Annotated in this window: 19 protein-coding genes; 8 read left to right on the top strand and 11 right to left on the bottom strand. The window is 65.2% G+C overall.

What is annotated here, in order from left to right:
- The first annotated feature begins 165 nt into the window (after positions 1-165).
- The 6 genes from AC066Y_RS08155 to AC066Y_RS08130 all read left to right on the top strand — a co-directional run bounded on the left by AC066Y_RS08155 (position 166) and on the right by AC066Y_RS08130 (position 7,794).
- Entirely contained in the window at positions 166-1,173 is a 1,008-nt protein-coding gene (locus tag AC066Y_RS08155; RefSeq protein ID WP_478273423.1) for an ABC transporter substrate-binding protein, read from the top strand.
- 164 nt (positions 1,174-1,337) lie between these two features.
- Positions 1,338-3,116: a glucan ABC transporter ATP-binding protein/ permease gene (locus tag AC066Y_RS08150; RefSeq protein ID WP_478273422.1), complete on the top strand. Its 1,779-nt coding sequence runs from the start codon at positions 1,338-1,340 to the stop codon at positions 3,114-3,116.
- A 251-nt stretch (positions 3,117-3,367) separates the two neighbouring features.
- On the top strand, positions 3,368-4,759 hold the full coding sequence (locus tag AC066Y_RS08145; protein WP_478273726.1) for a D-alanyl-D-alanine carboxypeptidase family protein: 1,392 nt from the start codon (positions 3,368-3,370) through the stop codon (positions 4,757-4,759).
- A gap of 175 nt (positions 4,760-4,934) precedes the next feature.
- Positions 4,935-6,617: a long-chain-fatty-acid--CoA ligase gene (locus AC066Y_RS08140; protein WP_478273421.1), complete on the top strand. Its 1,683-nt coding sequence runs from the start codon at positions 4,935-4,937 to the stop codon at positions 6,615-6,617.
- A gap of 16 nt (positions 6,618-6,633) precedes the next feature.
- Positions 6,634-7,200 (top strand): DUF924 family protein, encoded by a 567-nt coding sequence (locus AC066Y_RS08135; RefSeq protein WP_478273420.1) that lies wholly within the window; start codon positions 6,634-6,636, stop codon positions 7,198-7,200.
- A gap of 108 nt (positions 7,201-7,308) precedes the next feature.
- On the top strand, positions 7,309-7,794 hold the full coding sequence (locus AC066Y_RS08130; protein WP_097673720.1) for a peroxiredoxin: 486 nt from the start codon (positions 7,309-7,311) through the stop codon (positions 7,792-7,794).
- A 183-nt stretch (positions 7,795-7,977) separates the two neighbouring features.
- Here the strand turns inward: AC066Y_RS08130 and rnhA are convergent, their stop codons facing one another.
- Genes rnhA through ispH form a run of 3 tightly spaced genes read right to left on the bottom strand, consistent with a single transcriptional unit; the run spans position 7,978 to position 10,387 of the window.
- A complete protein-coding gene (gene rnhA / locus AC066Y_RS08125) occupies positions 7,978-8,439 on the bottom strand; it encodes a ribonuclease HI (RefSeq protein ID WP_478273419.1) in 462 nt (153 codons plus the stop codon).
- Entirely contained in the window at positions 8,427-9,407 is a 981-nt protein-coding gene (locus AC066Y_RS08120; protein WP_478273418.1) for a homoserine kinase, read from the bottom strand. The genes rnhA and AC066Y_RS08120 overlap by 13 nt, the downstream gene beginning before the upstream one ends.
- 5 nt (positions 9,408-9,412) lie before the next feature.
- Positions 9,413-10,387 (bottom strand): 4-hydroxy-3-methylbut-2-enyl diphosphate reductase, encoded by a 975-nt coding sequence (ispH, locus tag AC066Y_RS08115; RefSeq protein WP_456720334.1) that lies wholly within the window; start codon positions 10,385-10,387, stop codon positions 9,413-9,415.
- A 229-nt stretch (positions 10,388-10,616) separates the two neighbouring features.
- Here ispH and AC066Y_RS08110 point away from each other — a divergent pair, with 229 nt between their 5' ends.
- Positions 10,617-11,312, top strand: a complete 696-nt coding sequence (locus AC066Y_RS08110; RefSeq protein ID WP_050405544.1) for a DUF1013 domain-containing protein — start codon at positions 10,617-10,619, stop codon at positions 11,310-11,312.
- 119 nt (positions 11,313-11,431) lie between these two features.
- On the opposite strand, the gene AC066Y_RS08105 is transcribed toward AC066Y_RS08110, so the two are convergent.
- The 4 genes from AC066Y_RS08105 to AC066Y_RS08090 form a co-directional block, all read right to left on the bottom strand.
- The gene (locus AC066Y_RS08105) at positions 11,432-12,547 is read right to left on the bottom strand and encodes an acyltransferase family protein (RefSeq protein WP_478273417.1); all 1,116 of its coding nucleotides are present in this window, start codon (positions 12,545-12,547) and stop codon (positions 11,432-11,434) included.
- 204 nt (positions 12,548-12,751) lie between these two features.
- Positions 12,752-13,024, bottom strand: coding sequence for a hypothetical protein (locus AC066Y_RS08100; protein WP_229168563.1), 273 nt, complete (start codon positions 13,022-13,024; stop codon positions 12,752-12,754).
- 323 nt (positions 13,025-13,347) lie between these two features.
- Positions 13,348-15,258 carry a propionyl-CoA synthetase gene (locus tag AC066Y_RS08095; protein WP_478273416.1) on the bottom strand — a complete coding sequence of 637 codons (1,911 nt, stop codon included), beginning with the start codon at positions 15,256-15,258 and terminating at the stop codon, positions 13,348-13,350.
- Positions 15,259-15,382: 124 nt separating this feature from the next.
- Positions 15,383-16,165, bottom strand: a complete 783-nt coding sequence (locus tag AC066Y_RS08090; RefSeq protein WP_478273415.1) for a hypothetical protein — start codon at positions 16,163-16,165, stop codon at positions 15,383-15,385.
- 151 nt (positions 16,166-16,316) lie between these two features.
- Here AC066Y_RS08090 and AC066Y_RS08085 point away from each other — a divergent pair, with 151 nt between their 5' ends.
- Positions 16,317-17,855, top strand: coding sequence for a cation:proton antiporter (locus AC066Y_RS08085; RefSeq protein ID WP_478273414.1), 1,539 nt, complete (start codon positions 16,317-16,319; stop codon positions 17,853-17,855).
- A 16-nt stretch (positions 17,856-17,871) separates the two neighbouring features.
- On the opposite strand, the gene AC066Y_RS08080 is transcribed toward AC066Y_RS08085, so the two are convergent.
- The 4 genes from AC066Y_RS08080 to AC066Y_RS08065 form a co-directional block, all read right to left on the bottom strand.
- The gene (locus tag AC066Y_RS08080; protein WP_478273413.1) at positions 17,872-18,678 is read right to left on the bottom strand and encodes an SDR family NAD(P)-dependent oxidoreductase; all 807 of its coding nucleotides are present in this window, start codon (positions 18,676-18,678) and stop codon (positions 17,872-17,874) included.
- A gap of 119 nt (positions 18,679-18,797) precedes the next feature.
- Entirely contained in the window at positions 18,798-19,211 is a 414-nt protein-coding gene (locus AC066Y_RS08075) for a DUF1850 domain-containing protein (RefSeq protein WP_478273412.1), read from the bottom strand.
- Positions 19,172-21,280 (bottom strand): TRAP transporter permease, encoded by a 2,109-nt coding sequence (locus tag AC066Y_RS08070; RefSeq protein ID WP_478273411.1) that lies wholly within the window; start codon positions 21,278-21,280, stop codon positions 19,172-19,174. The genes AC066Y_RS08075 and AC066Y_RS08070 overlap by 40 nt, the downstream gene beginning before the upstream one ends.
- A gap of 155 nt (positions 21,281-21,435) precedes the next feature.
- A complete protein-coding gene (locus tag AC066Y_RS08065) occupies positions 21,436-22,383 on the bottom strand; it encodes a TAXI family TRAP transporter solute-binding subunit (RefSeq protein WP_478273410.1) in 948 nt (315 codons plus the stop codon).
- Positions 22,384-22,419 lie beyond the last annotated feature (36 nt).

Here is a 22,419-nt window from a genome sequence, read left to right as displayed (position 1 = left end):
CAGGATGCCGGCAGATAACGCTTGAAATTGATGCTTGAATTGCACCCTGCCCTGGCGCATTCGATGTCATGAAGCAGGCGCAGCCGGCGCGGCACTTTGTCTCGCCTCCCGGATGGCAGGATGCAGGTAAGTCGGACCACTGTTCTCCGCTGGATACTGGCTGGCATGATCGGCCTTTCGGGGGGCGTGTGGCCGGACCTGACGCCGCTGCACGCCGGCGAGCCGCAGCCGCTCACCATCCAGTTCACGCTCGACCGGCCGCTTGATGCTGCCGCGGCCCCATTCGTGATGGCGTCGGCCGGCGGCCTGTTCAGCGCCGAGGGCCTTGCGGTCGGCACCAACGTCGCCACCAGTTCGGCGGACGCCATCGCGCGCGTCGCCGACGGCTCGAGCGATTTCGCCCTCGTCGACATCAACGCGCTGATCCGCTTTCGCGACAAGCCTGGTGCTGCCGCCGTCAAGGCGGTGTTCGTGCTGTTCAACCAGGCGCCTTATGCGATCATTGCCCGCAAGAGCCGGGGCATCAAGGCGCTGACCGACATCCAGGGCAAGAACCTTGGCGTCGCCGAGGGCGACCTTTCGATCCGGCTGTGGCCCGCGGTCGCCAAGCAGAACGGCATCAAGCTCGCGAGCGTGAAGCAGAGCACGATCAGCGCGGCGGTGCGCGAGCCGATGCTTTCCGCAGGCCAAATCGATGCCGTGACCGGCTTCTCCTATCTCTCGGCGATCAATCTGCGCGATCGCGGCGTGCCCGCCGATGACCTTGCGGTGCTGCGCTTCGCCGACTATGGCTGCGTAGCCTATGGCTTTGCGGTGATCGTCAGCCCGCGCCTTGCCGCGGCGAAGCCGGACGCGGTGAAAGGTTTCGTGCGCGCGGTGATCGGCGGCACCAACCTCGCGGTCAAGGACCCGGCCCGCGCGGCGAGCGAGGTGGTGAGCCGGATGGATGGCGGCTCGCGCGACCTGGAGCTGGAGCGGCTGGGCGCCATCATCCGCGACAACATCGTGACCGGCGAGGTGAAGCGCAACGGCCTCGGCGGCATCGAGGCGGAGCGCTTCGAGCGATCGCTCGACCAGCTCGCGGAGGACTTCAAATTCCAGAAGCGGCCGCACGCTGCCGACATCTTCGACGACCAATTCCTGCCGCCGATCGATGGCCGGCTGGTGAATTGAAGCGCCGACCGGATTGCCCGTGGCCCATCCTTCGAGACGCCTGCTTCGCAGGCTCCTCAGGATGACGTTCGGAGTGTGTGGACCAAGAACGGAAAGTGGGTAGTTCTCTGCGATAATCCCGGCTTACAATGGGCCCCGCGCCACCGTTCGAGAGCCCCGCCGGCATGTCCATGCTTCGCCTCTATACCCGCGTCCTCGAACTGCTCGGCAAGGAGGCGCGGCTCGGCTGGATTCTGGCCGCCGCCAACATGCTGCTCGCCGGCGCGCAATTCGCCGAGCCGGTGCTGTTCGGCAAGATCGTCGACGTGCTGTCAGGCCGGCCGGTCACCGGGCTGTTCGCGACCTCCTCGGCATGGCCGCTGCTCGCGGCGTGGGCGGCGTTCGGCCTGTTCACGATCGGCTGCAGCGCGATCGTGGCGTTGCAGGCCGACCGGCTGGCGCACCGCCAGCGCCAGGCGGTGCTGACCGATTATTTCGAGCATATCTTGCAATTGCCGCTGACCTTCCACTCCGGCACCCATTCCGGGCGGCTGATGAAGGTGATGCTGAACGGCACCGATGCGCTGTGGCGGCTCTGGCTCGGCTTCTTCCGCGAACACTTCGCCGCGATCATGTCGCTGATCGTGCTGCTGCCGCTCGCGCTCTACATCAACTGGCGGCTGGCGATCCTGCTGTTCGCGCTCTGTGTCGTGTTCACCGTGCTGACCACGCTGGTGGTGCGCAAGACCTACGGCATGCAGAGCGAGGTCGAGGCCTATTACAGCGACCTCTCGGCGCGCGCCTCCGACGCGCTCGGCAATGTCGCACTGGTGCAGAGCTTCGTGCGGATCGATTCCGAGGTGCAGGGCCTGCGCTACGTCGCCGACAAGCTGCTCGCGGTGCAGATGCCGGTGCTGTCATGGTGGGCGCTGGTCACCGTGATCACGCGCGCCTCGACCACGATCACGGTGCTCGCGATCTTCACGGTCGGTATCGCGCTTCACAATGAGGGCCTCACCACGGTCGGCGAGATCGTGATGTTCGTCTCGTTCGCCACCATGCTGATCCAGAAGCTCGAGCAGGTGGTGAGCTTCATCAACAATGTGTTCATGGAAGCGCCGCGCCTTCAGGAGTTCTTCGACGTGCTCGATGCGGTGCCGGCGGTGCGCGACCGGCCCGGCGCGGTCGATCCCGGCCGGCTGTCCGGGCTGGTCGAATTCAACGACGTCTCGTTCTCCTATGACGGCAAGCGGCCGGCGATCGAGGACCTCACCTTCACCGCATTGCCCGGCCAGACCATCGCGCTGGTCGGCGCGACCGGCGCCGGCAAATCCACCGCGATCGCGCTGCTGCATCGCGCGTTCGATCCGCAATCCGGCATCATCGAGATCGACGGTATGGACATACGCGCGCTGAAGCTGACGGCGCTGCGGCGGAACATCGGCGTGGTGTTCCAGGAGGCGCTGCTGTTCAACCGCTCGCTCGCCGACAATCTGCGCGTCGGCAAGCCCGATGCGACCGATGAGGAGCTGCGTACCGCCGCGGCGCGCGCGCAGGCACTGGATTTCATCGAGCGCAGCGAAAAGAAGTTCGACACCCATGCCGGCGAGCGCGGCCGCATGCTGTCCGGCGGCGAACGGCAGCGGCTGTCGATTGCGCGTGCGCTGCTCAAGGATCCGCCGATCCTGATCCTCGACGAGGCAACCAGCGCGCTCGACGCCGTCACCGAGGCCAAGGTCAATGCTGCTCTCGACGAAGTGATGAAGGGCCGCACCACCTTCGTGATCGCGCATCGTCTCTCGACCATCCGCTACGCCACCCGCATCCTGTTGTTCGACCAGGGACGGGTGATCGAAAGCGGAACTTTCGATGAACTGGTGGCGAAAGGCGGGCGTTTTGCCGAGCTCGCGCGGGCCCAGTTCATGGTCCAGGACCAGGCGCGCGCCGGCATCGAGGCACCATAATTCTCCCCTTTCCAATTGAGGCGGCTGCCGAAATTCAGCCGATTTCGTCCACGATATAATTGGCCGGCCTCTGTTCTCAGCTGGCAAGCCGGTATAGGTTTGCATCGCCGCAATGCGGCGCCGGACACGCTTGAAACCCGTACGTCACATCGCAAGACCTCCTTCTTGAAGGCGGGTCTCAAAGGACCGGAACCGTCGTGTATTTTCCTCGCCCGCTGCGCCCGTCGTTGAAATGGATTTTGGCCGTCGCGATGCTCGCCATCGCAACGCCACAGATCGCGCAGGCCGAGGCGCTGCTGGTCGTCGAGGCCGATACCGGGAAGGTGCTGCAGGCCGACAATGCCACGATGCCGTGGTATCCGGCCTCGCTCAGCAAGCTGATGACCGCCTATGTGACGCTGAAGGCGGTCAAGGATGGCCGCGTCTCGCTCGACACGCTGCTCACGGTGTCGCCGACCGCGTCATCGCAGTCGCCCTCGAAGATGGGCCTTCGGCCCGGCACCCAGGTCACCGTCGACAACGCGCTGAAGATGATGCTGGTGAAGTCGGCCAACGACATGGCCGTGGTGCTGGCCGAGGGCATCGGCGGCTCGATCGACGGCTTTGCCGGCGAAATGAACCAGACTGCGCAGAAGCTCGGCATGACGCAAACGAGCTACGTCAACCCGAACGGCCTGCCCGCCGACGGCCAGATCACCTCGGCGCGCGACATGGCGATCCTCGCCCGCGCCATCATCCGCGACCTGCCGGAATACGAGTATTTCGTCCATATCCCGTCGATCCGGTTCGGCCGCCGCATCACCCAGAACTTCAACAAGCTGATCGGCCGCTATCCCGGCGCCGACGGCTTCAAGACCGGCTTCATCTGCGCCTCCGGCTACAATCTCGTTGCGTCGGCGACGCGCGACGGCAAGCGGCTGATCGCCGTGGTGCTCGGCGCCTCCTCTGGCCGCATGCGCGCGATCCGCGCCGCGCAGCTTTTGGATCGCGGCTTTGCCAATAACGGGCTGGCGTGGCTGCGGCCCTCGCTCGGCACCGTCGACAATCTGGTGCCGATCGATACCACCCCGCCGAACCTGCGCGAGGAGATGTGCGGCGCCAAGCACAAGCGGCCCGCCAGCGACGAGGACGGAGAAGACACCGTCGCCAGCGCCGGCACGAGCACCAACGGCGACAGCGGCGTGAGCTTCTTCGCCTCGGGCCTGCAGGCCGCGATGCCGACAAAACCCGCCGACCTGCTGGCGCAGCCGGCGGCCGCGTCCGAACCGGTCGTGGTTTATACGGGGCCGACCAAGACCGGCGCTGCGTTGATCGCCGCGGTCGAGGCCGACACCGAGAAGCTGCAGCCGGCCAAGCGCGCCAAAGGCAAGCACACCCGTGTCGCCGGCAAGAAATCCGATGCGCCCGATGACGCCAAGGGTGACAGCAAGAGCGCCTCCAAGTCGGACAGCAAGCCGGCGGCCAAGCCCGTACGTCACGCCAACGCCAAGCCGGATGCCGCAGCTGCGAAGCCCGCCGCGGACAAGCCCACCGCTGCAAGGCCTGCCGGCAAGCCGTCGGCGGCGGCAAAGCCTGCTGCGAAGCCCAAGACCGAGAAGCCCAAGGCTGAGAAGCCGAAGGCCGACGCCAAGCCGGCAGGCTAGCAGAGCGCCACCCCCTCCGATCTCCCAATGCGTCGATAGCGCGCAGCGGCTTGCCATTGGCCGCGGCATCGCTCAATACTGCCTGAAATAAGGCGGCCAAGACGCGGTCAAGGGTCGGAAAACCCGGAAGCAATCCGGGACATCAGCCAAATTTATATCAGAGGGAATAGCCATTATGGAGCGCATCTGGCTCAAGCATTATCCGGCTGGCGTGCCCGCCGATATCGACGTCACGCAATATTCGTCGCTGGTCGAATTGCTGGAAGAGAGCTTCAAGAAGTTCGCCGATCGCAAGGCGTTCATCTGCATGGACAAGGCGATCACCTATCGCGAGCTCGACGAGATGTCGACGGCCCTCGGGGCCTACCTGCAGAGCAAGGGCCTGCAGAAGGGCGCACGGGTCGCGCTGATGATGCCGAACGTGCTGCAATATCCGGTCGCGACCGCCGCCGTGCTGCGCGCCGGCTATGCCGTGGTCAACGTCAATCCGCTCTACACCCCGCGCGAGCTCGAGCATCAGCTCAAGGATTCCGGCGCGGAAGCAATCATCGTGCTGGAGAACTTTGCCACCACCGTGCAGAAGGTGCTGGCGAACACCGCGGTGAAGAACGTGATCGTCGGCAGCATGGGCGACCTGCTCGGCTTCAAGGGCGTCATCGTCAACCTGGTGGTGCGCCGGGTGAAGAAGATGGTGCCGGCCTGGTCGATCCCTGGTGCGGTCAGCTTCAATGAGGCGCTGTCGGCCGGCCGCGGCATGAAGCTCAACAAGCCGGTGTTGACGCGCCAGGACGTCGCCTTCCTGCAATATACCGGCGGCACCACCGGCGTTTCCAAGGGCGCCACGCTGATCCACCAGAACGTGCTCGCCAACGTGCTGCAGAATGACGCCTGGCTGCAGCCGGCGCTGAAGAAGCCACCGCATGTCGAGCAGCTCCTCATCGTCTGCGCGCTGCCGCTCTATCATATCTTCGCGCTGACCGCGTGCTACCTGCTCGCGGTGCGCGCCGGCGGCGTCAATCTGTTGATCCCGAACCCGCGCGACATGGCGGGCTTCATCAAGGAGCTGTCGAAGTACCAGGTCAACAGCTTCCCGGCGGTCAACACGCTCTACAACGGCCTGTTGAATACGCCCGGCTTCGACAAGCTCGACTTCTCCAAGCTGAAGACCTCGTTCGGCGGCGGCATGGCGACGCAGAAGCCGGTCGCCGAGAAATGGCTGAAGGTCACCGGCTGCGCGCTGTCGGAGGGTTACGGCCTGTCGGAGACGTCGCCAACGCTGACCTGCAATCCTGCCGACGCCGACGAGTTCTCCGGCTCGATCGGCATCCCCGTGCCCTCGACCCATCTGTCGATCCGCGACGACGACGGCAACGAGCTGCCGCTCGGCGAGGCCGGCGAGATCTGCGCCAAGGGTCCGCAGGTGATGGCGGGCTACTGGAACAGGCCGGACGAGACCGCGCGGGTAATGACCGCGGACGGCTATTTCCGCACCGGCGACATCGGCGTGATGGACGAGCGCGGCTTCACCAAGATCGTCGACCGCAAGAAGGACATGATCCTGGTCTCGGGCTTCAACGTCTATCCGAACGAGATCGAGGAAGTGCTGGCGAGCCATCCGGGCGTGCTGGAATGCGCCGTGATCGGCGTGCCCGATGCGAAGTCCGGCGAGGCGGTGAAGGCCTTCGTGGTCAAGAAGGACCCGAACATCACGGCGGAGGACATCATCAAGTTCAGCGCCACCCAGCTCACCGCCTACAAGGTGCCGAAGCAGATCGAGTTCAGGACCGACCTGCCGAAGACCAATGTCGGCAAGATCCTGCGTCGCGAGCTGCGCGACGAAAAGAAGGCCGCGGCGTAGAGCGTGAGTGAGGCTGATGTTGGATACGACTGACGCGCGCTTCGCGACGCCTGCCGACGTCGTCGCGTTCTGGCGAGAGGCCGGCCGCGACCGCTGGTACAGGCACGACGACGCCTTCGATGCCGAAATCCGCAGCCGCTTCCTTGCCACCTGGCAGAAGGCGGCTGCCGGCGAATTGTCGTCATGGGAGGCAAGCGACGAGGGCGCACTGGCGCTGACCATCGTGCTCGACCAGTTTCCGCGAAACCTGTTTCGAGGCGACGCCAAGACCTTTTCAAGTGATGCGCTGGCGCGTGAAGTGGCAAGGCGCGCCATCGACCGCGGCGTCGATGTGCGGACCGACCCGGTGCTGCGCGAATTCCTCTATCTGCCTTTCGAGCATTCGGAGGACCTCGACGACCAGCAGCGCTGCGTGGCGCTGTTCCGGCAATATGACTGCCATCCCGACAACCTGAAATATGCCGAGGATCACGCCGACATCATCCGCCGGTTCGGCCGCTTCCCGCACCGTAACCGGGTGCTGGGCCGGAAAACGACTGCGGACGAGCAGGCCTTTCTCGACGCCGGCGGGTTTTCCGGCTGATGACGGAACGGTGACTGCGCTTCGGCATTGCCGTTCCCGCAGCAGGTCGTATTGTGCCGCCCAACCACCGGGTTTAAGACAGTTCCGCTTCACCGAGGGAGAACAACGATGACGATCAATGTTGGCGACAAGCTGCCGGAAGCCAAGTTTCGCGTGATGACCGCCGAGGGGCCGCAGGTCAAAACCACCGACGACATTTTCAAGGGCAAGAAGGTCGCCCTGTTCGCGGTGCCCGGCGCCTACACCGGCACCTGCCACAAGATGCATCTGCCGAGCATCTTCCTCAACGCCTATGCCCTGAAGAACAAGGGCGTCGACACCATCGCGATCGTCTCGGTCAATGACGCCTTCGTGATGAACGCCTGGAAGCGCGACACCGACCAGCGCGACGAGGCCGTCTTCCTGGCCGACGGCAATGCCGACTTCACCAAGGCGATCGGCATGGAGCTCGATGCCTCCGGCAACGGCCTCGGCATCCGCTCCCACCGCTACTCGATGCTGGTCGAGGACGGCGTGGTGAAGAAGCTCAACAAGGAGCCCGCCCCGGGCAAGGTCGAGGTCTCCGGCGGCGACACCCTGCTCGGGCAGCTCTGAGCTGACGCTTTCGCCGCAAACTGGCTGTCATCGCCCGGCTCGACCGGGCGATCCAGTACGCCGCGGCCTCTCGTTTCAATTGCCGATGTCTCTGGAATCCCGGATCGCCCGCCTTCGCGGGCGATGACAGTTTTGGGAATGGCGACAGCCGGGATCGCTGACGCGCAGCCGGCAAGCGCCGCCCTACTCCTTCAACCTTGCCATCGCCACGCCTTCCCGCGCCAGCTCGTCGGCGCGTTCGTTCTCGGCGTGGCCGGCATGGCCCTTGATCCAGTGCCAGCGCACCTCATGCGGCTTCAGCGCGGCGTCGAGGCGCTGCCACAGCTCGACATTCTTCACCGGCTTCTTGTCGGCCGTGCGCCAGCCATTGCGCTTCCAGCCATGGATCCATCCGGTGATGCCCTGGCGGACGTACTGGCTGTCGGTGGTGAGGTCGACCACGCAGGGCTTCTTCAGGGCTTCCAGCGCCGAGATCGCCGCCATCAGCTCCATGCGGTTGTTGGTGGTGTGCGCCTCGCCGCCCTTCAATTCCTTCTCGACGTCGCCGAATCTGAGGATCGCGCCCCAACCGCCCGGTCCGGGGTTTCCGGAGCAGGCACCATCGGTAAAGACAATCACATGCGGCTTGTCGCTCACGCCGCGCATCCTGCCGGCGTGATGCCGTAGTCGTTGATAGCAGCGACGTTCTGGTGGAAGCGCAGCTTGCGGACGTATTCCAGCGGGTCCTTCGGCTGCACCAGCGCACCCGCGGGCACGTTAAGGAAATCCACCAGACGCGTCAGCAGGAAACGGAGCGCGGCGCCGCGCGCGAGCAGCGGCAGCGCGGCCTCTTCCGCCGCCGACAATTGCCGCTCGCGGCCATAGGCATTGAGCAGCGCGCGGGCCTTGGTGACGTTGAAGGAATGATCCGGCTCGAAGCACCAGGCGTTGAGGCAGATCGCGACGTCGTAGGCCAGGATGTCGTTGCAGGCGAACGGAAAGTCGATCAGGCCCGAGACCTTGTCGCCGAGGAAGAAGACGTTGTCGGGAAACAGGTCGGCATGGATCACGCCGACCGGAAGGTCCGCCGGCCACGCGGCCTCGAGATGATCGAGCTCGCGCGCGATGAAGTCGTGCAGACCCGGCTGCACGCTGTCGGCCCGCGCGGCGGCGAGATCGAACAGCGGCCGCCAGCCGGAGACCGACAGCGGATTGTTGCGGACCAGCGGAAAGTCGCGGCCCGCCAGATGCATTTTGGCCAGCGCGGCGCCGACGCCGGAGCAATGCGCCACGTTCGGCCGCCGCGGCCACATGCCTTCGAGGAAGTTGATGATCGCCGCCGGCCGGCCGGCGAGCCGGCTATAGACCTCGCCCTTGCGGTTGCGCGCCGGCTGCGGGCACGACACCCCGCGCTCGGCGAGATGCGCCATCAGCGACAGGAAATACGGCAGGTCGCCCTCCGCCACGCGCTTCTCATAGAGCGTGAGGATGTAGGCGCCCTGGCTGGTGTGCAGCAGAAAGTTCGAATTCTCGACGCCCTCGGCGATGCCCTTGTATGAGAGCAATTCGCCGATGTCGTAGCTCTTGAGGAATTCCGCGAGGTCTTCGGCGGCAACGTCGGTGTAAACCGCCATATGGTCTATTCCGCGGCGGCAGCGTCGGGCCGCAGCGAACGCGGCAGCGGGAAGAACTCGTTCTCTTCCGCGGCCGAGACCGTCTCCACGTGCAGTTCGTAACGCTCAGCGAAGGCGCCCATGATCTCCTCGACGATCACCTCCGGCGCCGATGCGCCCGCGGTGATGCCGAGGCTCGTGATGCCTTCGAAGCGGCTCCAGTCGAGATCGCTGGCGCGCTGGGCGAGCACAGCGATCGGGCAGCCCTCGCGCTCGGCGACCTCGCGCAGGCGCTGCGAGTTCGACGAGTTCGGCGCGCCGACCACGATCAGGGCATCGACCACCGGCGCCACCTTCTTGACCGCCAGCTGGCGGTTGGTGGTGGCGTAGCAGATGTCTTCCTTGTGCGGACCGTTGACGTTCGGGAAGCGCTGCTTGAGCAGCGCCACGATCTCCGCGGTGTCGTCGATCGACAGCGTGGTCTGGGTCACGAAAGCGAGATTGTTGGGGTCCTTCGGGACGAAGGTCTTTGCGTCCTCGGCGGTCTCGATCAGGGTCACGGCGCCGACCGGGAGCTGGCCCAAGGTGCCGACCACCTCGGGGTGATGGGAATGCCCGATCAGCAGGATCTCGCGGCCGCGCTTGAAATGGATCGCCGCCTCGCGGTGGACCTTGGTCACCAGCGGGCAGGTCGCATCCAGCGAGAAGAAATTGCGGGATTTGGCCTCGGCCGGAACCGACTTGGGAACACCGTGGGCCGAAAATACCACCGGCGCATTGGTATCGTCGGGGATTTCGGCCAGTTCCTCGACGAAAATGGCGCCTTTGGTCTTCAGGCTGTCGACCACGTACTTGTTATGGACGATTTCGTGCCGGACATAGACCGGGGCACCATAAATGGTGAGCGCGCGTTCGACCGTATCGATGGCGCGGACCACCCCGGCACAAAAGCCGCGGGGGGAACAAAGCACGATTCTAAGATCGGGTTTTTTCGCTGACATCAGGCTGTCTCGGGGCAATCTCGGGACCGAATCACCCCTCGCCGGCGGGCGGGGAACGGCCAGTTAGGATAAGGACTTGGGACTGCTTTCGGGCGCTGTCAAGGCGATTTTGCTGGCCCATTGCGCCATTCCCCCCGGAGGGCTTATATAGGCCCTATAATTCCCGTCATCGCCGATGACTACCAGCTTCGCCTCTACAGAGGTGGGCGAAGCACAAAGGAGATTTGCCATGAGCAACGCACCGCTGATGCCAAAGGCGACTGCCGTGTGGTTGGTCGATAATACCGCCCTGACGTTCGATCAGGTGGCCGATTTCACCAAAATGCACCCCCTGGAGGTACGCGCCATCGCCGACGGCGACGCCGCCCAGGGCATCAAGGGCATGGACCCGATTTCCAACGGCCAGCTGACCCGCGAGGAGATCGAGCGCGGCGAGCGGGACCAGAATTACCGCCTCAGGCTCCAGGAGAGCAAGGTGGTGCTGCCGACCGCCGCCAAGAAGAAGGGCCCGCGCTACACCCCGGTGTCGCGCCGCCATGAGCGGCCGAGCGCGATCCTCTGGCTGGTGCGCAACCACCCCGAGCTGAAGGACGCCCAGATCATGCGGCTGGTCGGCACCACCAAGACCACGATCGCCAGCGTGCGCGACCGCACACACTGGAATGCCTCGACCCTGACCCCGATGGACCCGGTGACGCTCGGCCTGTGCTCGCAGATCGAGCTCGATTTCGAGGTGCAGCGCGCCGCCAAGGAAAAGCCGACCACGACCGTCTACGGCGGCGCCACGCTGCTGCCGGCCTCCGAGACCACGCGCAAGGACGAGCTGGACGATCAGCCGATCGAGCGGCACGACGATCTCAATGTCGATGCCGTGTTCGCCAAGCTGAAGACGATCGGCGGCAAGAAGGCCGACGACGAGGAGTAGCCGCCGGCTGCGTTTCTCGAGGACCGGAATACAAAGCGCGGCGGGCAACCCGCCGCGTTTTTGTTTGGGGCACGCGTAGCCTTGATCCTGCAAGCGGCGCGCCGGTGGCCCGCTTTCGCTTACCCGAACGAGAAGCGCCGGTGGGCGAAATCGAGCAGCGGACGTTCGAAATAGCGATAACTCAGGGCGCACAGCCCGAACGTCAGCGCGAGCGCGCCGAAGGTCAGCGAGAGGCCGGCAAGGCTCTCGACTGTCCTCGGCTGATGCAGCACGGCGAACAGCAGGTACAAGATGACGTGGTGGGTGAGATACGCCGCGTAGGACGTCCTGGCGAAGAACGTCGCGACCGCGCTGCGCAGCAGTGCGAGTTTTGGCGCGCCGCGATTTTCCAGAACGACGAACAGCAGAGAACCGAAGAGGATCTCGACCTGCGTGTGCGAGAACGCCACCGACCAGCGCTTCCACCCGAACAGCCACAGCAGGGGAAGCGACATGCTCGACCATTTGAGGATGGCGGCGACGCGTCTGGTGACCTCGGCATCCGGCTTGCGATAGAGGCGCCACCAGGCGATCAGCGCGCCGATCGCAAGCGAATCGATCCTGAATTGCGGCAGCACGTACCAGCCGTAAGCGTCCGGCAGCGCGCTATCGATCAGGCGCCCGATCGGGCAGACCAGGATCGGCACGAGCAGGATCGCGAACAGCCGCTCGGACGGGATGTTCCGGACCAGCAACGGAAACAGCAGATAAAACTGCTCCTCGATCGCAAGCGACCAGGTTACGGCCAGCCAGTAAGCGCCGTCGGTCTGCGCCTTGGCCATGCCAAAATTCTGCAAGCCGAACAGGTACAGCCAGCCGGGCACACCCCTGGTGTCGAACAGATCAGGGCTTAACGAAAAATACCAGCCGATCGCCGCGCAACCGCACATCAGGTAGTAGAGCGGCCAGATGCGAAACGCGCGCCTGCCGTAGAAGGCCGAGTAATATCGTTCGGCCGCACGGTGGCGCAGCAGAATATCGGTGATGAGATAACCGGACAGAATGAAGAACAGGTCGACGCCGAAGCGGCCGACATGCAGCAGTTTCCATGGCCAGCCCTGCGGACCGTCCGGCGCGCCGAAATAGTGCCAGATGACGACGATCAGCAGCGCGATCGCGCGCAGTCCGTCGAGCTCTCCGATCCTGTCACGCTGCAACGCGGGCTCGCCTTCCACAAGCACAGGACCTGGTCTCATCCAAAACAGCTGCTCATGATCGCATGCGGCGCGCCGATGTCTTGCCGGAATTCGGCCCGGCGGCCGTCCACGCATACCTCACCGGGCGGCCGGTAACCATGGCGCCTAGAGCGTTTTCGAGCGAAGTGGATACCGGTTCGCGTGAAGAAAACGCGTCAAAGCAAGAATCTAGGGCCCCGTTCCGATTCATCGGACCGGGGGGCCCTAGTGGCGGTCCGGATTGTTCATCATGTATTCGCCGAGATCGCGCTGCCGCCGATCGGTGCGGGCTTCGGCGTTCTGGCGCTGGACGTCGCGATCCTTGCGGCAGGCGACATATTCGGGCGAGCCGACCGCGACCTTGCCGTTGCCCTGGCAGTACTGATCGTCGTCGCCCATGCTCTCCGCGATCGGCGATCGGCCGCGCTCGAGGCAGCCTGCCAGCAGCGGCAGTGCGAGCAGCAAAGCGAGAGGCGCGCGTGCGGAAATGGATCGCATCCGGTGGTCCGTATCTCGTGGCACATGACAGGGAAGGCCGGGATGACCCGGCAATCCATCAAAATCAAGGCCATTTTGCTTCCGATGGGTTTCGATCAGACAAGGCCCGATTGCGCGATGATGCGCGCATTGATGGGATCTCGCCCGGGGCCACCCCTCTCCCTAGCCCTCTCCCGCAAGGGGAGAGGGAACCCTTCTGTTGGTGGCTGCCTCACGTCAGGTGAGCACAATGGTCAGGCTCCCTCCCCCCTTGTGGGGAGGGTTGGGAAGAGGGGGCCACAGGGCGCGCTCTCTCAAGTGCATGCAAAGCTCTGACGACGGTCTTACGCCTTGCCCTTCAGCGCCTCGCCGATTTCGTCGAGCACCTTGGGGTCCTCGATCGTCGCCGGCATGGTCCAGGGCTCGTCGTCGGCGATCTTCTTGATGGTGCCACGCAGGATCTTGCCGGAGCGGGTCTTCGGCAGCCGCGCCACGGTGATCGCCAGCTTGAACGCGGCGACCGGCCCGAGCTTCTCGCGCACCAGCGCCACCACTTCCTTCTCGACCTGATCCGGCGCCTTGGTCACGCCGGCCTTCAGCACCAGGAAGCCGCACGGCACCTCGCCCTTGATCGCATCCTTGACGCCGAGCACCGCGCATTCGGCGACATCGGGATGCGAGGCGAGGATCTCCTCCATGCCGCCAGTGGAGAGCCGGTGGCCGGCGACATTGATGATGTCGTCGGTGCGGCCCATCACCCAGACATAGCCGTCCGCATCCTTGTAGCCCGCGTCCGAGGTCTTGTAGTAGCCGGGGAATTCCGAGAGGTAGGCTTCCCTGAAGCGATCGTCCTGCTGCCACAGCGTCGGCAGGCAAGCCGGCGGCATCGGCAGCTTGATCACGATCGAGCCCATAGTGCCCGCGGGCACCGGCTTCGCCGCCTCGTCGACGACGTCGACCTGATAGCCCGGCATCGGCACCGTCGGCGAGCCGTGCTTGACCGGCAACTGGCCGAGCCCCACCGGATTGCCGGCAATGCACCAGCCGGTCTCGGTCTGCCACCAGTGATCGATGACCGGCACCTTCAGCTGCTGCTCCGCCCACTCCACCGTCGGCGGATCGGCGCGCTCGCCGGCGAGAAACAGCGTGCGGAAGCGCGAGAGGTCGTAACTCCTCAGCAGCTTGCCCTCGGGGTCTTCCTTCTTGATCGCACGGAATGCGGTCGGCGCGGTGAAGAAGGCGACCGCCTTGTGCTCGCTGATCACGCGCCAGAACGCGCCGGCATCCGGCGTGCCGACCGGCTTGCCCTCATACATGATCGTGGTCGCGCCGTGGATCAGCGGGCCATAGACGATGTAGGAGTGGCCGACCACCCAGCCGATGTCGGAGCCGCACCACCAGATCTCGCCGGGTTTCACGCCGTAGAGATTGTGCATCGACCATTTCAGCGCAACGAGATGCCCGCCGTTGTCGCGCACCACGCCCTTCGGAATTCCGGTCGTGCCCGAGGTGTAGAGGATGTAGAGCGGATCGGTCGCGGCGACCGGCACGCAGGGCGCGGCCTTGCCGGCGTCGAACGCGGCGCGGCGCAATGTCGCCCAGTCATGGTCGCGGCCCGCGGTGAGCTCGCAAGCCTGCTGCGGGCGCTGCAGGATGATGCAGGTCTCGGGCTTGGCGCCGGCGAGGCGGATCGCTTCGTCGAGCAGCGGCTTGTACTGCACAATGCGCCCGGGCTCGATGCCACAGCTCGCCGAGAAGATCAGCTTCGGCTTGGCGTCGTCGATGCGGGTCGCGAGCTCCTTGGCCGCGAAGCCGCCGAACACCACGCTGTGCACCGCGCCGATCCGCGCGCAGGCGAGCATCGCGACGACGGCCTCCGGCACCATCGGCATATAGAGGATGACGCGATCGCCCTTGGTCACGCCGAAATCCTGCATGACGGCGGCCAGCGTCTGCACCTCCGCCAGGAGCTCGGAGTAGGTGTATTTGGTGATGGTGTTGGTGAGCGGGGAATCGTGGATCAGCGCGACCTGGCCGGCGCGGCCGCCGGCGACATGGCGATCCAGCGCGTTGTAGCAGGTGTTGACCACGGCGCCGGCGAACCAGCGTCCATAGGCGCCCATGGCCGGATCAAAGACTTTCTTGGCCGGCCCGATCCAGTCGATCTCGCGCGCCGCCTCCGTCCAAAAGCCCTCGGGGTCGCGAAGCGAGCGGGCATACACCTCATGATACCGGCTCTTCTGCTGGACGTTCATTGCGCTTCTCCCTCGCCTCCATCATCGTGGTCAAACATGACGACTTCGGATGGTTGGCTCTCTTTGGCGGCCATTGTCATGGACGCGACCGATAATTCAAGCCAGAAACTTACCGACGTTGGCACTAGTAGCCGTCGACGCCGTTGATCTGCCGCAACCGCTCGCGCATCGCCTTTTGCAGGTCATAGTCCGGCTTGCCGAATTCCGCGTTGCGGCGGGCGATGAACTGATCCTGCGCGCGCTGCAGCTCGCGCGCCTGGCGCGGGTCCTGCGCCTCGCGCACCGTGCGGAAGGTCGATGCGACGATCTCGCGATCGAGATCGGCCAACGCGGGACTGGCGCAGATCGCCTTCTCCACCGGCCGGTGTGCCTTGCGGCAATCGAAGCTCGGCTTGCCGGCGACCGCCATCATGGCGCCGATCCGCTCCAGCTCCAGCGACAACGATTTGTAGTTGGCCTTGGCGGCGGCGTGATCGGGGTTGAGCTTGACGGCGGCGCCGAAATCCATGACCGCCTTCGGCCGGTCGCCCTTGCGGCGCCACAGCCCGCCGCGCGCATTGTAGGCGTCGGCAAGCGACGGATCGAGCCGGAGCACGGTGTCGTAATCTGCGATCGCGCGATCGATCATCTGCTTGCGGTCATAGGCGCTCGCGCGTGCCATCAGCGCCTTGATTCGATCCGGCTTGGCCGCCTTCTCATTGTCGATCAGCGCGCCGCAGGCATCGATGGTCTTGTCGTCATCTGCCGCCGCAGCCGCGGCGATGCAGGGCCCGGCATCGGCCTGCACATCCTTACCGGGCTCGCTGGCGGCCGCGCGCGCAACGCCTGACGTCAGCGCGCCCGACAGGCAAACGCACAGCAGCGCCAGAACCAGATCAACGGCAAGATTCGCAGAGTTGCGTCGCATCCCGATCGCCGACAAGGCATCCCTCTCCCGCGCCCGCACCACCGACCTCTGATGTCCGGCAGCGCGCCATTTGCCGCAAAACCACACGCTGGATTATACGTCAATTGCGACGATCGGCTGCACTTGGAGCCGTACTTGGTTGGGGGTTCGCGTGCTGACATTCGAATGGATCATCGGCCTGCTGCTTGCGGCGGTGGCGCTGTCGGCGCTGGCGCGGCGGATCAAGGTGCCCTACCCGACCTTTCTTGCGCTCGGCGGCGTGCTGCTGACCCTGCTGCCATGGGCCCCGACCTGGGCCCTGGAACCGAAACTGGCGCTGGCGCTGTTCGTCGCACCAGTGCTGCTCGATGCCGCCTACGACACCTCGCTGCGCGATCTCCGCAACAACTGGCTGCCGGTCTCGACGCTGGTGGTGGTCGCGGTCGGCGTCACGACGGCCGCGGTCGCGGTGGTCGCGCACTGGCTGCGCCCGGACATGCCCTGGCCGGTCGCAATCGCGCTCGGTGCCATCGTGGCGCCACCGGACGCGGCCGCAGCCACCGCGATCCTGCGCCAGGTCAAGCTGCCGTACCGGATCCAGAAAATCCTCGAAGGCGAAAGCCTGCTCAACGATGCCACTTCGCTGTTGATCTATCGTGTCGCGGTCGGCCTGGTCGCCGCCGAGCACATGAAGATCCGTGAGTTCGTGCCGTCGATCACGGTCGCGCTGATCGGCAGCCTCGCCGCCGGCTACCTGTTCGCGCGGGTCTGGATGATGATCACCCGCCGCATCACCGAGGCGCCGAGTGCGATCATCACGCAATTCGGCGGCACCTTCATGGTGTGGATCGTCGCCGAGCACCTCGGCCTGTCCGGCATCCTCACCATCATCGCCTATGCGATCACCATCGCCCGCACCGCGCCGGCCCGCACATCGGCGCGGCTGCGCGTGTCGTCCTATGCGGTGTGGGAAACCGTCGTCTTCGTGCTCAACGTGCTCGCCTTCATGCTGATCGGCCTGCAATTGCGCCCGATCTGGTCCGAGCTCGACGACGAGGTGCGGTGGAAATATTGCAGCTTTGCGGCCGCGATCCTCGCCGTCGTGATCCTCGCCCGCATCCTCTGGGTGATGCCTTACGGCGCGCTGCTGCGCCTGCTGAAGTCGCGCAACCTGCTGCCCGCCCATGTGGTGGAGGCAGTGCCGACTCTGAAGCGCGGCTTCATCGTGTCGTGGTGCGGGATGCGCGGCATCGTCACGTTGGCGGCCGCGTTTGCACTACCTGAATGGTTTCCGTACCGAGATCTGATCCTGCTGACGGCGTTTGCCGTGGTGTTGGGCTCGCTCGTGATCCAGGGACTGACCTTGCGGCCGCTGATCCTGGCGCTCAATTTCGATGATGACGATCCGGTCGGACGCGAGGCGGCTCATGCCCGCAGCGTGGTCTTTCGCGCCGCGCTCGAGGCGATCGAAACCGACCCGTCCGAGGAAGCCGAGATCCTGCGGCTCGAGTACCGCGCCGTGCTGCTGCGCGCCGAGGCCGATGGAGGATTGAGTTCGCGCGAGCTGCCGGCGGATCCGCTACGGCGCCGCGCCGTCGCGGCCGCACGTCAGGCGCTGCTCAATTTGCGCCGCACCGAGACGATCGGCGACGACGCCTTTCATCTGGTCGAGGAGGAGCTAGACCGCGCCGAGCTCAGCGTCGAGGCCTAGTTCCTTCAGCGACCACTCAAGCGCCCGACTTCGAGGTGATGCCGCCGTCGACCACCAGCTCGATGCCGGTGACATATTTCGATTCGTCCGACGCCAGGAACAGCGCGGCATTGGCGACGTCCCAGGCGTCGCCCATGTGCCCCATCGGCACCTGGGCGTCGCGGGCGCGCCACATCGCCTCGACATCGCCCTTGGCGTAACTCTGCGCCAGCCCCGCGGAATGTTCGACCATCGGCGTCTTCATCAATCCCGGCAGGATCGCGTTGACGCGCACATGCCTGGAGGCGAACTCGACCGCGGTCGAGCGCGTCATCTGGTTCATCGCCGCCTTGCTCGCATTGTAGCTGACATAGGAAATGCCGACATGGCGGATCGAGGCGATCGAGGAGATGTTGATGATCGAGCCGCCGCCCTGCTTGATCATCACCGGAATGACGTGCTTCATCGACAGATAGGCGCTCTTGAGGTTGACCGCGAAGACACGGTCCCAGTCGGCTTCCGCGACTTCCACCACGCTGCCGACCTCGGCGATGCCGACATTGTTGTCGAGCACGTCGATACGGCCATAGGCCTTGAGGCAGGCCGCGACCATCGCCTCGACCTCGCTGGCGCGCGAGACATCAGCGGTGAACGCGGTCGCCTTGCCGCCCTCGCCGGTGATGATCTTGACCGTCTCCTCGGCCGCGGCGCCGTTGCGATCAACGCAAAACACGCTGGCGCCCTCGCGCGCGAAGGTCACGGCGGTCGCCTTGCCGTTGCCCCAGCCCGGCCCGATCGAGCCCGCGCCGACCACCATCGCAACCTTGCCCTTGAGCCGATCCATCGCCTGTTCTCCCGTTTGTTGTTCTTGCAGCCTGACGTAGTCAGTAGCCCGGATGAAGCGAAGCGCAATCCGGGAGCACTGGCCCCGGATTACGCTGGCGCTCCATCCGGGCTATGGAGCTACGGATCTCGGCAAACACTCATCGTCGTGACATTAGCACCGATCGGATGCCCGAAAATCTCCGATAGCGTCTGGCAGCGTCCCGCCCCGCACAGATGCCATTCGCCCGCCGCGCCGGAATTGCCGAGCACGACCTCCGCCCTTGGCACCGGCGGCGGCGACCATTGAAACCAGCCGCCAGCGAGGCGCGCTTCCGGCGGCGGCTCCATGCCGGCGCCCGTGCCTTTGATACGCGCCTGCTGCAGCGTCAGGCCGGCCGGCGTGACCTGCCAGTCTTCCTGCCAGGCGGTCTTCTCGATCGAATGCGTCCAGGCGAGCGTGAAGGCTGCGACCTGCAGCGTCTTCACGACACCGGCGGATGCAAGGCAGAGGCTCAAGCCGCCGCCACCGCGTTGCGCGGACGCTGCCGCCATTGCCACAGCACGACCGCGGCGGCGAGCGTGAAGCCCGCCGTATCCGAGAACTGGAAATCGCCGAGCAGGCAGAGCGCGGCGCCGAAGGCGACCACGATCTCGATCAAGGTCAGCCGCGCGAACAGGAAGCCGATCGCGACGATGCCGAACAGGGCGATCGCCACCAGCGCCTTGAAGGTCGCCAGCGCCACCGCGCCGTAGAAGCCGAGCTGCGTCTGCATCGGATCGCCCGCTTGCAGCATCAACGCCGGCGAATAGACGAAGATGAAGGGAATGACGTAGCCGGCAAGCGCGATCCGCATCGCTTCCCAGCCGATCTTGTCCGGATTCTCCTTGGCGATCGGCGCCGCTGCCAGCGCCGCGAGCGCGACCGGCGGCGAGAGGTCGGCCATGATGCCGTAGTAGAACGCAAACATGTGGCTTGCGATCAGCGGCACGCCGAGCTTGGCGAGCGCAGGCGCCGCGAGCGCCGCGGTGATGATGTAGGTCGGGATCGTCGGGATGCCGGTGCCGAGCAGGATCGACAGCAGCATGGTCATGATCAGCGCGAGGAACAGGCTCTTGGCGCCGAGCCCGATGATCCAGCTGCCGAAGATGGTGCCGACGCCGGTCTGCGTCATCATCCCGATGATGGCGCCGACGATGGCGCAGGCCATGCCGACGGTCAGCGCCGACTTGGCGCTGTCAGCGAGCGAGTCACGGCAGGCTCGGAGCGTGGCGCGGCCGCCGCTTGTGATCGCCGCAATCACGATCAATCCTGCGACGACGCGGGCGACCGGGACGATCTCGAGCCCGTGGCGCGACACCGCGGCAACCACCAGCGCGAGGCCGATCCAGAAGATGTAGCGCACGACGGTGTTGGAGAAGCCGAGCGTGATGCTGGCGCCGAGGATCAGCCCGACCGTCAACGCGAGCCCCATGCTGCCGGCATAGAGCGGCGTAAAACCCTCGAACAGCATGTAGACCAGCGCTGCGAGCGGCAAGACGAGATACCAGCGCGCGACCAGCGCCTTCCAGGCGCTCGGGATCTCCGAGCGCTTCATGCCGACGAGGCCATGCTTGCCGGCTTCCAGATGCACCATCCAGAACGCCGAGGCGAAGTACAGAATCGCCGGGATCACGGCGGCCTTGACGATCTCCGAATAGGGAACGCCGAGCGTCTCGGCCATGATGAAGGCAACCGCGCCCATCACCGGTGGCATGATCTGGCCGCCCATCGAGGCGGTGGCCTCGACGCCGGCGGCGAACGCGCGGCGGTAGCCGAACTTGATCATCAAGGGAATCGTGAACTGGCCGACGGTGACGACGTTGGCGACGCCGGAGCCTGAGATCGTGCCCATCATGCCCGAGGCGAACACCGCGACCTTGGCCGGCCCGCCGCGGGTGCGGCCGAACAGGCCGAGCGCGACGTCGGTGAACAGCTGGATCATGCCGGCACGCTCCAGGAACGAGCCGAACAGGATGAACAGGAAGATGTAGGTCGCCGAGACATAGATCGGCACGCCGTAGAAGCCTTCAGTGCCGAACGAGAGATGGGTGACGATCTGGTCGAAGCCATAGCCGCGATGGTTGAACGGCGACGGCAGATATTGTCCGAAGAACCAGTAGAGCAGACAGGCGCCGCACATCAGCGGCAGCGCCGCTCCCATCAGCCGCCGCGTGCCCTCGAAGATCAGGATCGCAAGCAGCGTGCCGACCGCAAGGTCCAAATTGGTCGGATCGCCGTCGCGGGCGATCAGGTCGGCATAGAAGATCCACTGATAGAGCCCGCAGAGGAAACCGGCGGCGCCGACGATCCAGCTCACCGCGCGGCCGAAATCGGTCCTGGCGGTGAAATTGCCGATCAGGCCGAAGGTCAGCAGAATCAGGAAGCCGACATGGACGCCGCGCACCACCTGGCTCGGCAAATAATTGAAGGCTGCGACATAGAGCTGGAACACCGCAAAGGCGAGACCGATGGCATAGGCCAGATGGCCCCAGGCGCCCGGACCGAAGCCTTCCGGAAAGCCGTGCTCGAAATTGTCGAATTCAACCTTGATGGGCTGCTCGCCCGCAACCTGCTGCTGCATATGATTAGTCCCCCGCCGTGCCCGCGATGCTTATAGCACCTTGGCCAAATCGTCATGCGCGGGCCTGACCCGCGCATCCATCGAAAAATCAACGTCTTTGGAAAGATGGATGGCCGGGTCGAGCCCGGCCATGACACCTCGAAATGTGGCTGGCCCTACTTGATCAGGCCCTTTTCCTTGTAATAGCGGATCGCGCCGGGGTGCAGCGGCACCGGGCTGCCGGTCGCGGCGGCCGCGAGCTTGATCTCCTTGCCCGCGGCGTGGGCATTGGCGAGTTCCGGCAGCGATTCGTAGACCAGCTTGGTCATCTGATAGGCCAGATCGTCCGACACCGCGCTCGAGGTGACGAGGTAGTTCACGACCGCCGCGGTCGGCACGTCCTTGTCCTGGCCGGTATAGGTGTTGGCCGGAATGATCACGGAGACGAAGGGCGGGCCGATCTTGTCGACGGTCTCCTTCGGCACGGCGACCACGGTGATCTCGCTGGAGGTCGAGAGGTCCTTCAGCGAAGCGACGCCGAGGCCGGCGGACTGCAGCGTGGCGTTGAGCTGGCGGTTCTTCATCAGGTCGACCGATTCGGCGAACGGCAGATACTCGACCTTGCCGAGATCCTTGTAGCTCATGCCGGCGGCCGCGAGGATCGCGCGCGAGTTGAGCTCGGTGCCGGACTTCGGCGCGCCGACCGACAGGCTCTTGCCCTTGAGATCGGCGAGCGTCTTGATGCCGCTTTCGGCGGTGGCGACGATCTGGATGTAGTTCGGATAAATCGCGCCGATGGTGCGCAGCTTGTCGAGCTTGGTCTTGAAGCCGGCCTCGGCGTCGCCTTCCCAGGCGGCCTTCAGCGAATCGCCGAGCGTGAAGGCGATCTCGCCCCGGCCCTGCTGCAGCAGCACCAGGTTCTCCACCGAGGCCTTGGTCGCCTGCACCTGGGTCTTCACGTCAGGGATCTTGTCGCCGTAGATCTTCCCGATCGCGACGCCGAGCGGATAGTAGACGCCCGAGGTGCCGCCGGTGAGCACGTTAATGAACTGCTGGGCCTGCGCGACAGGCGCGGACAAAACACTGGCGGCCACGATCGCGGCAGCCATCAACCTTGAATTCATGAGCATTATTCTCCCCTAAGCCGGGCCGGAAATTGG

The organism is Bradyrhizobium sp. USDA3010, from assembly GCF_056429065.1.
The sequence above is the reverse complement of the archived record's forward strand: the minus strand, read 5'-3'. Positions and strand labels throughout refer to the sequence as shown.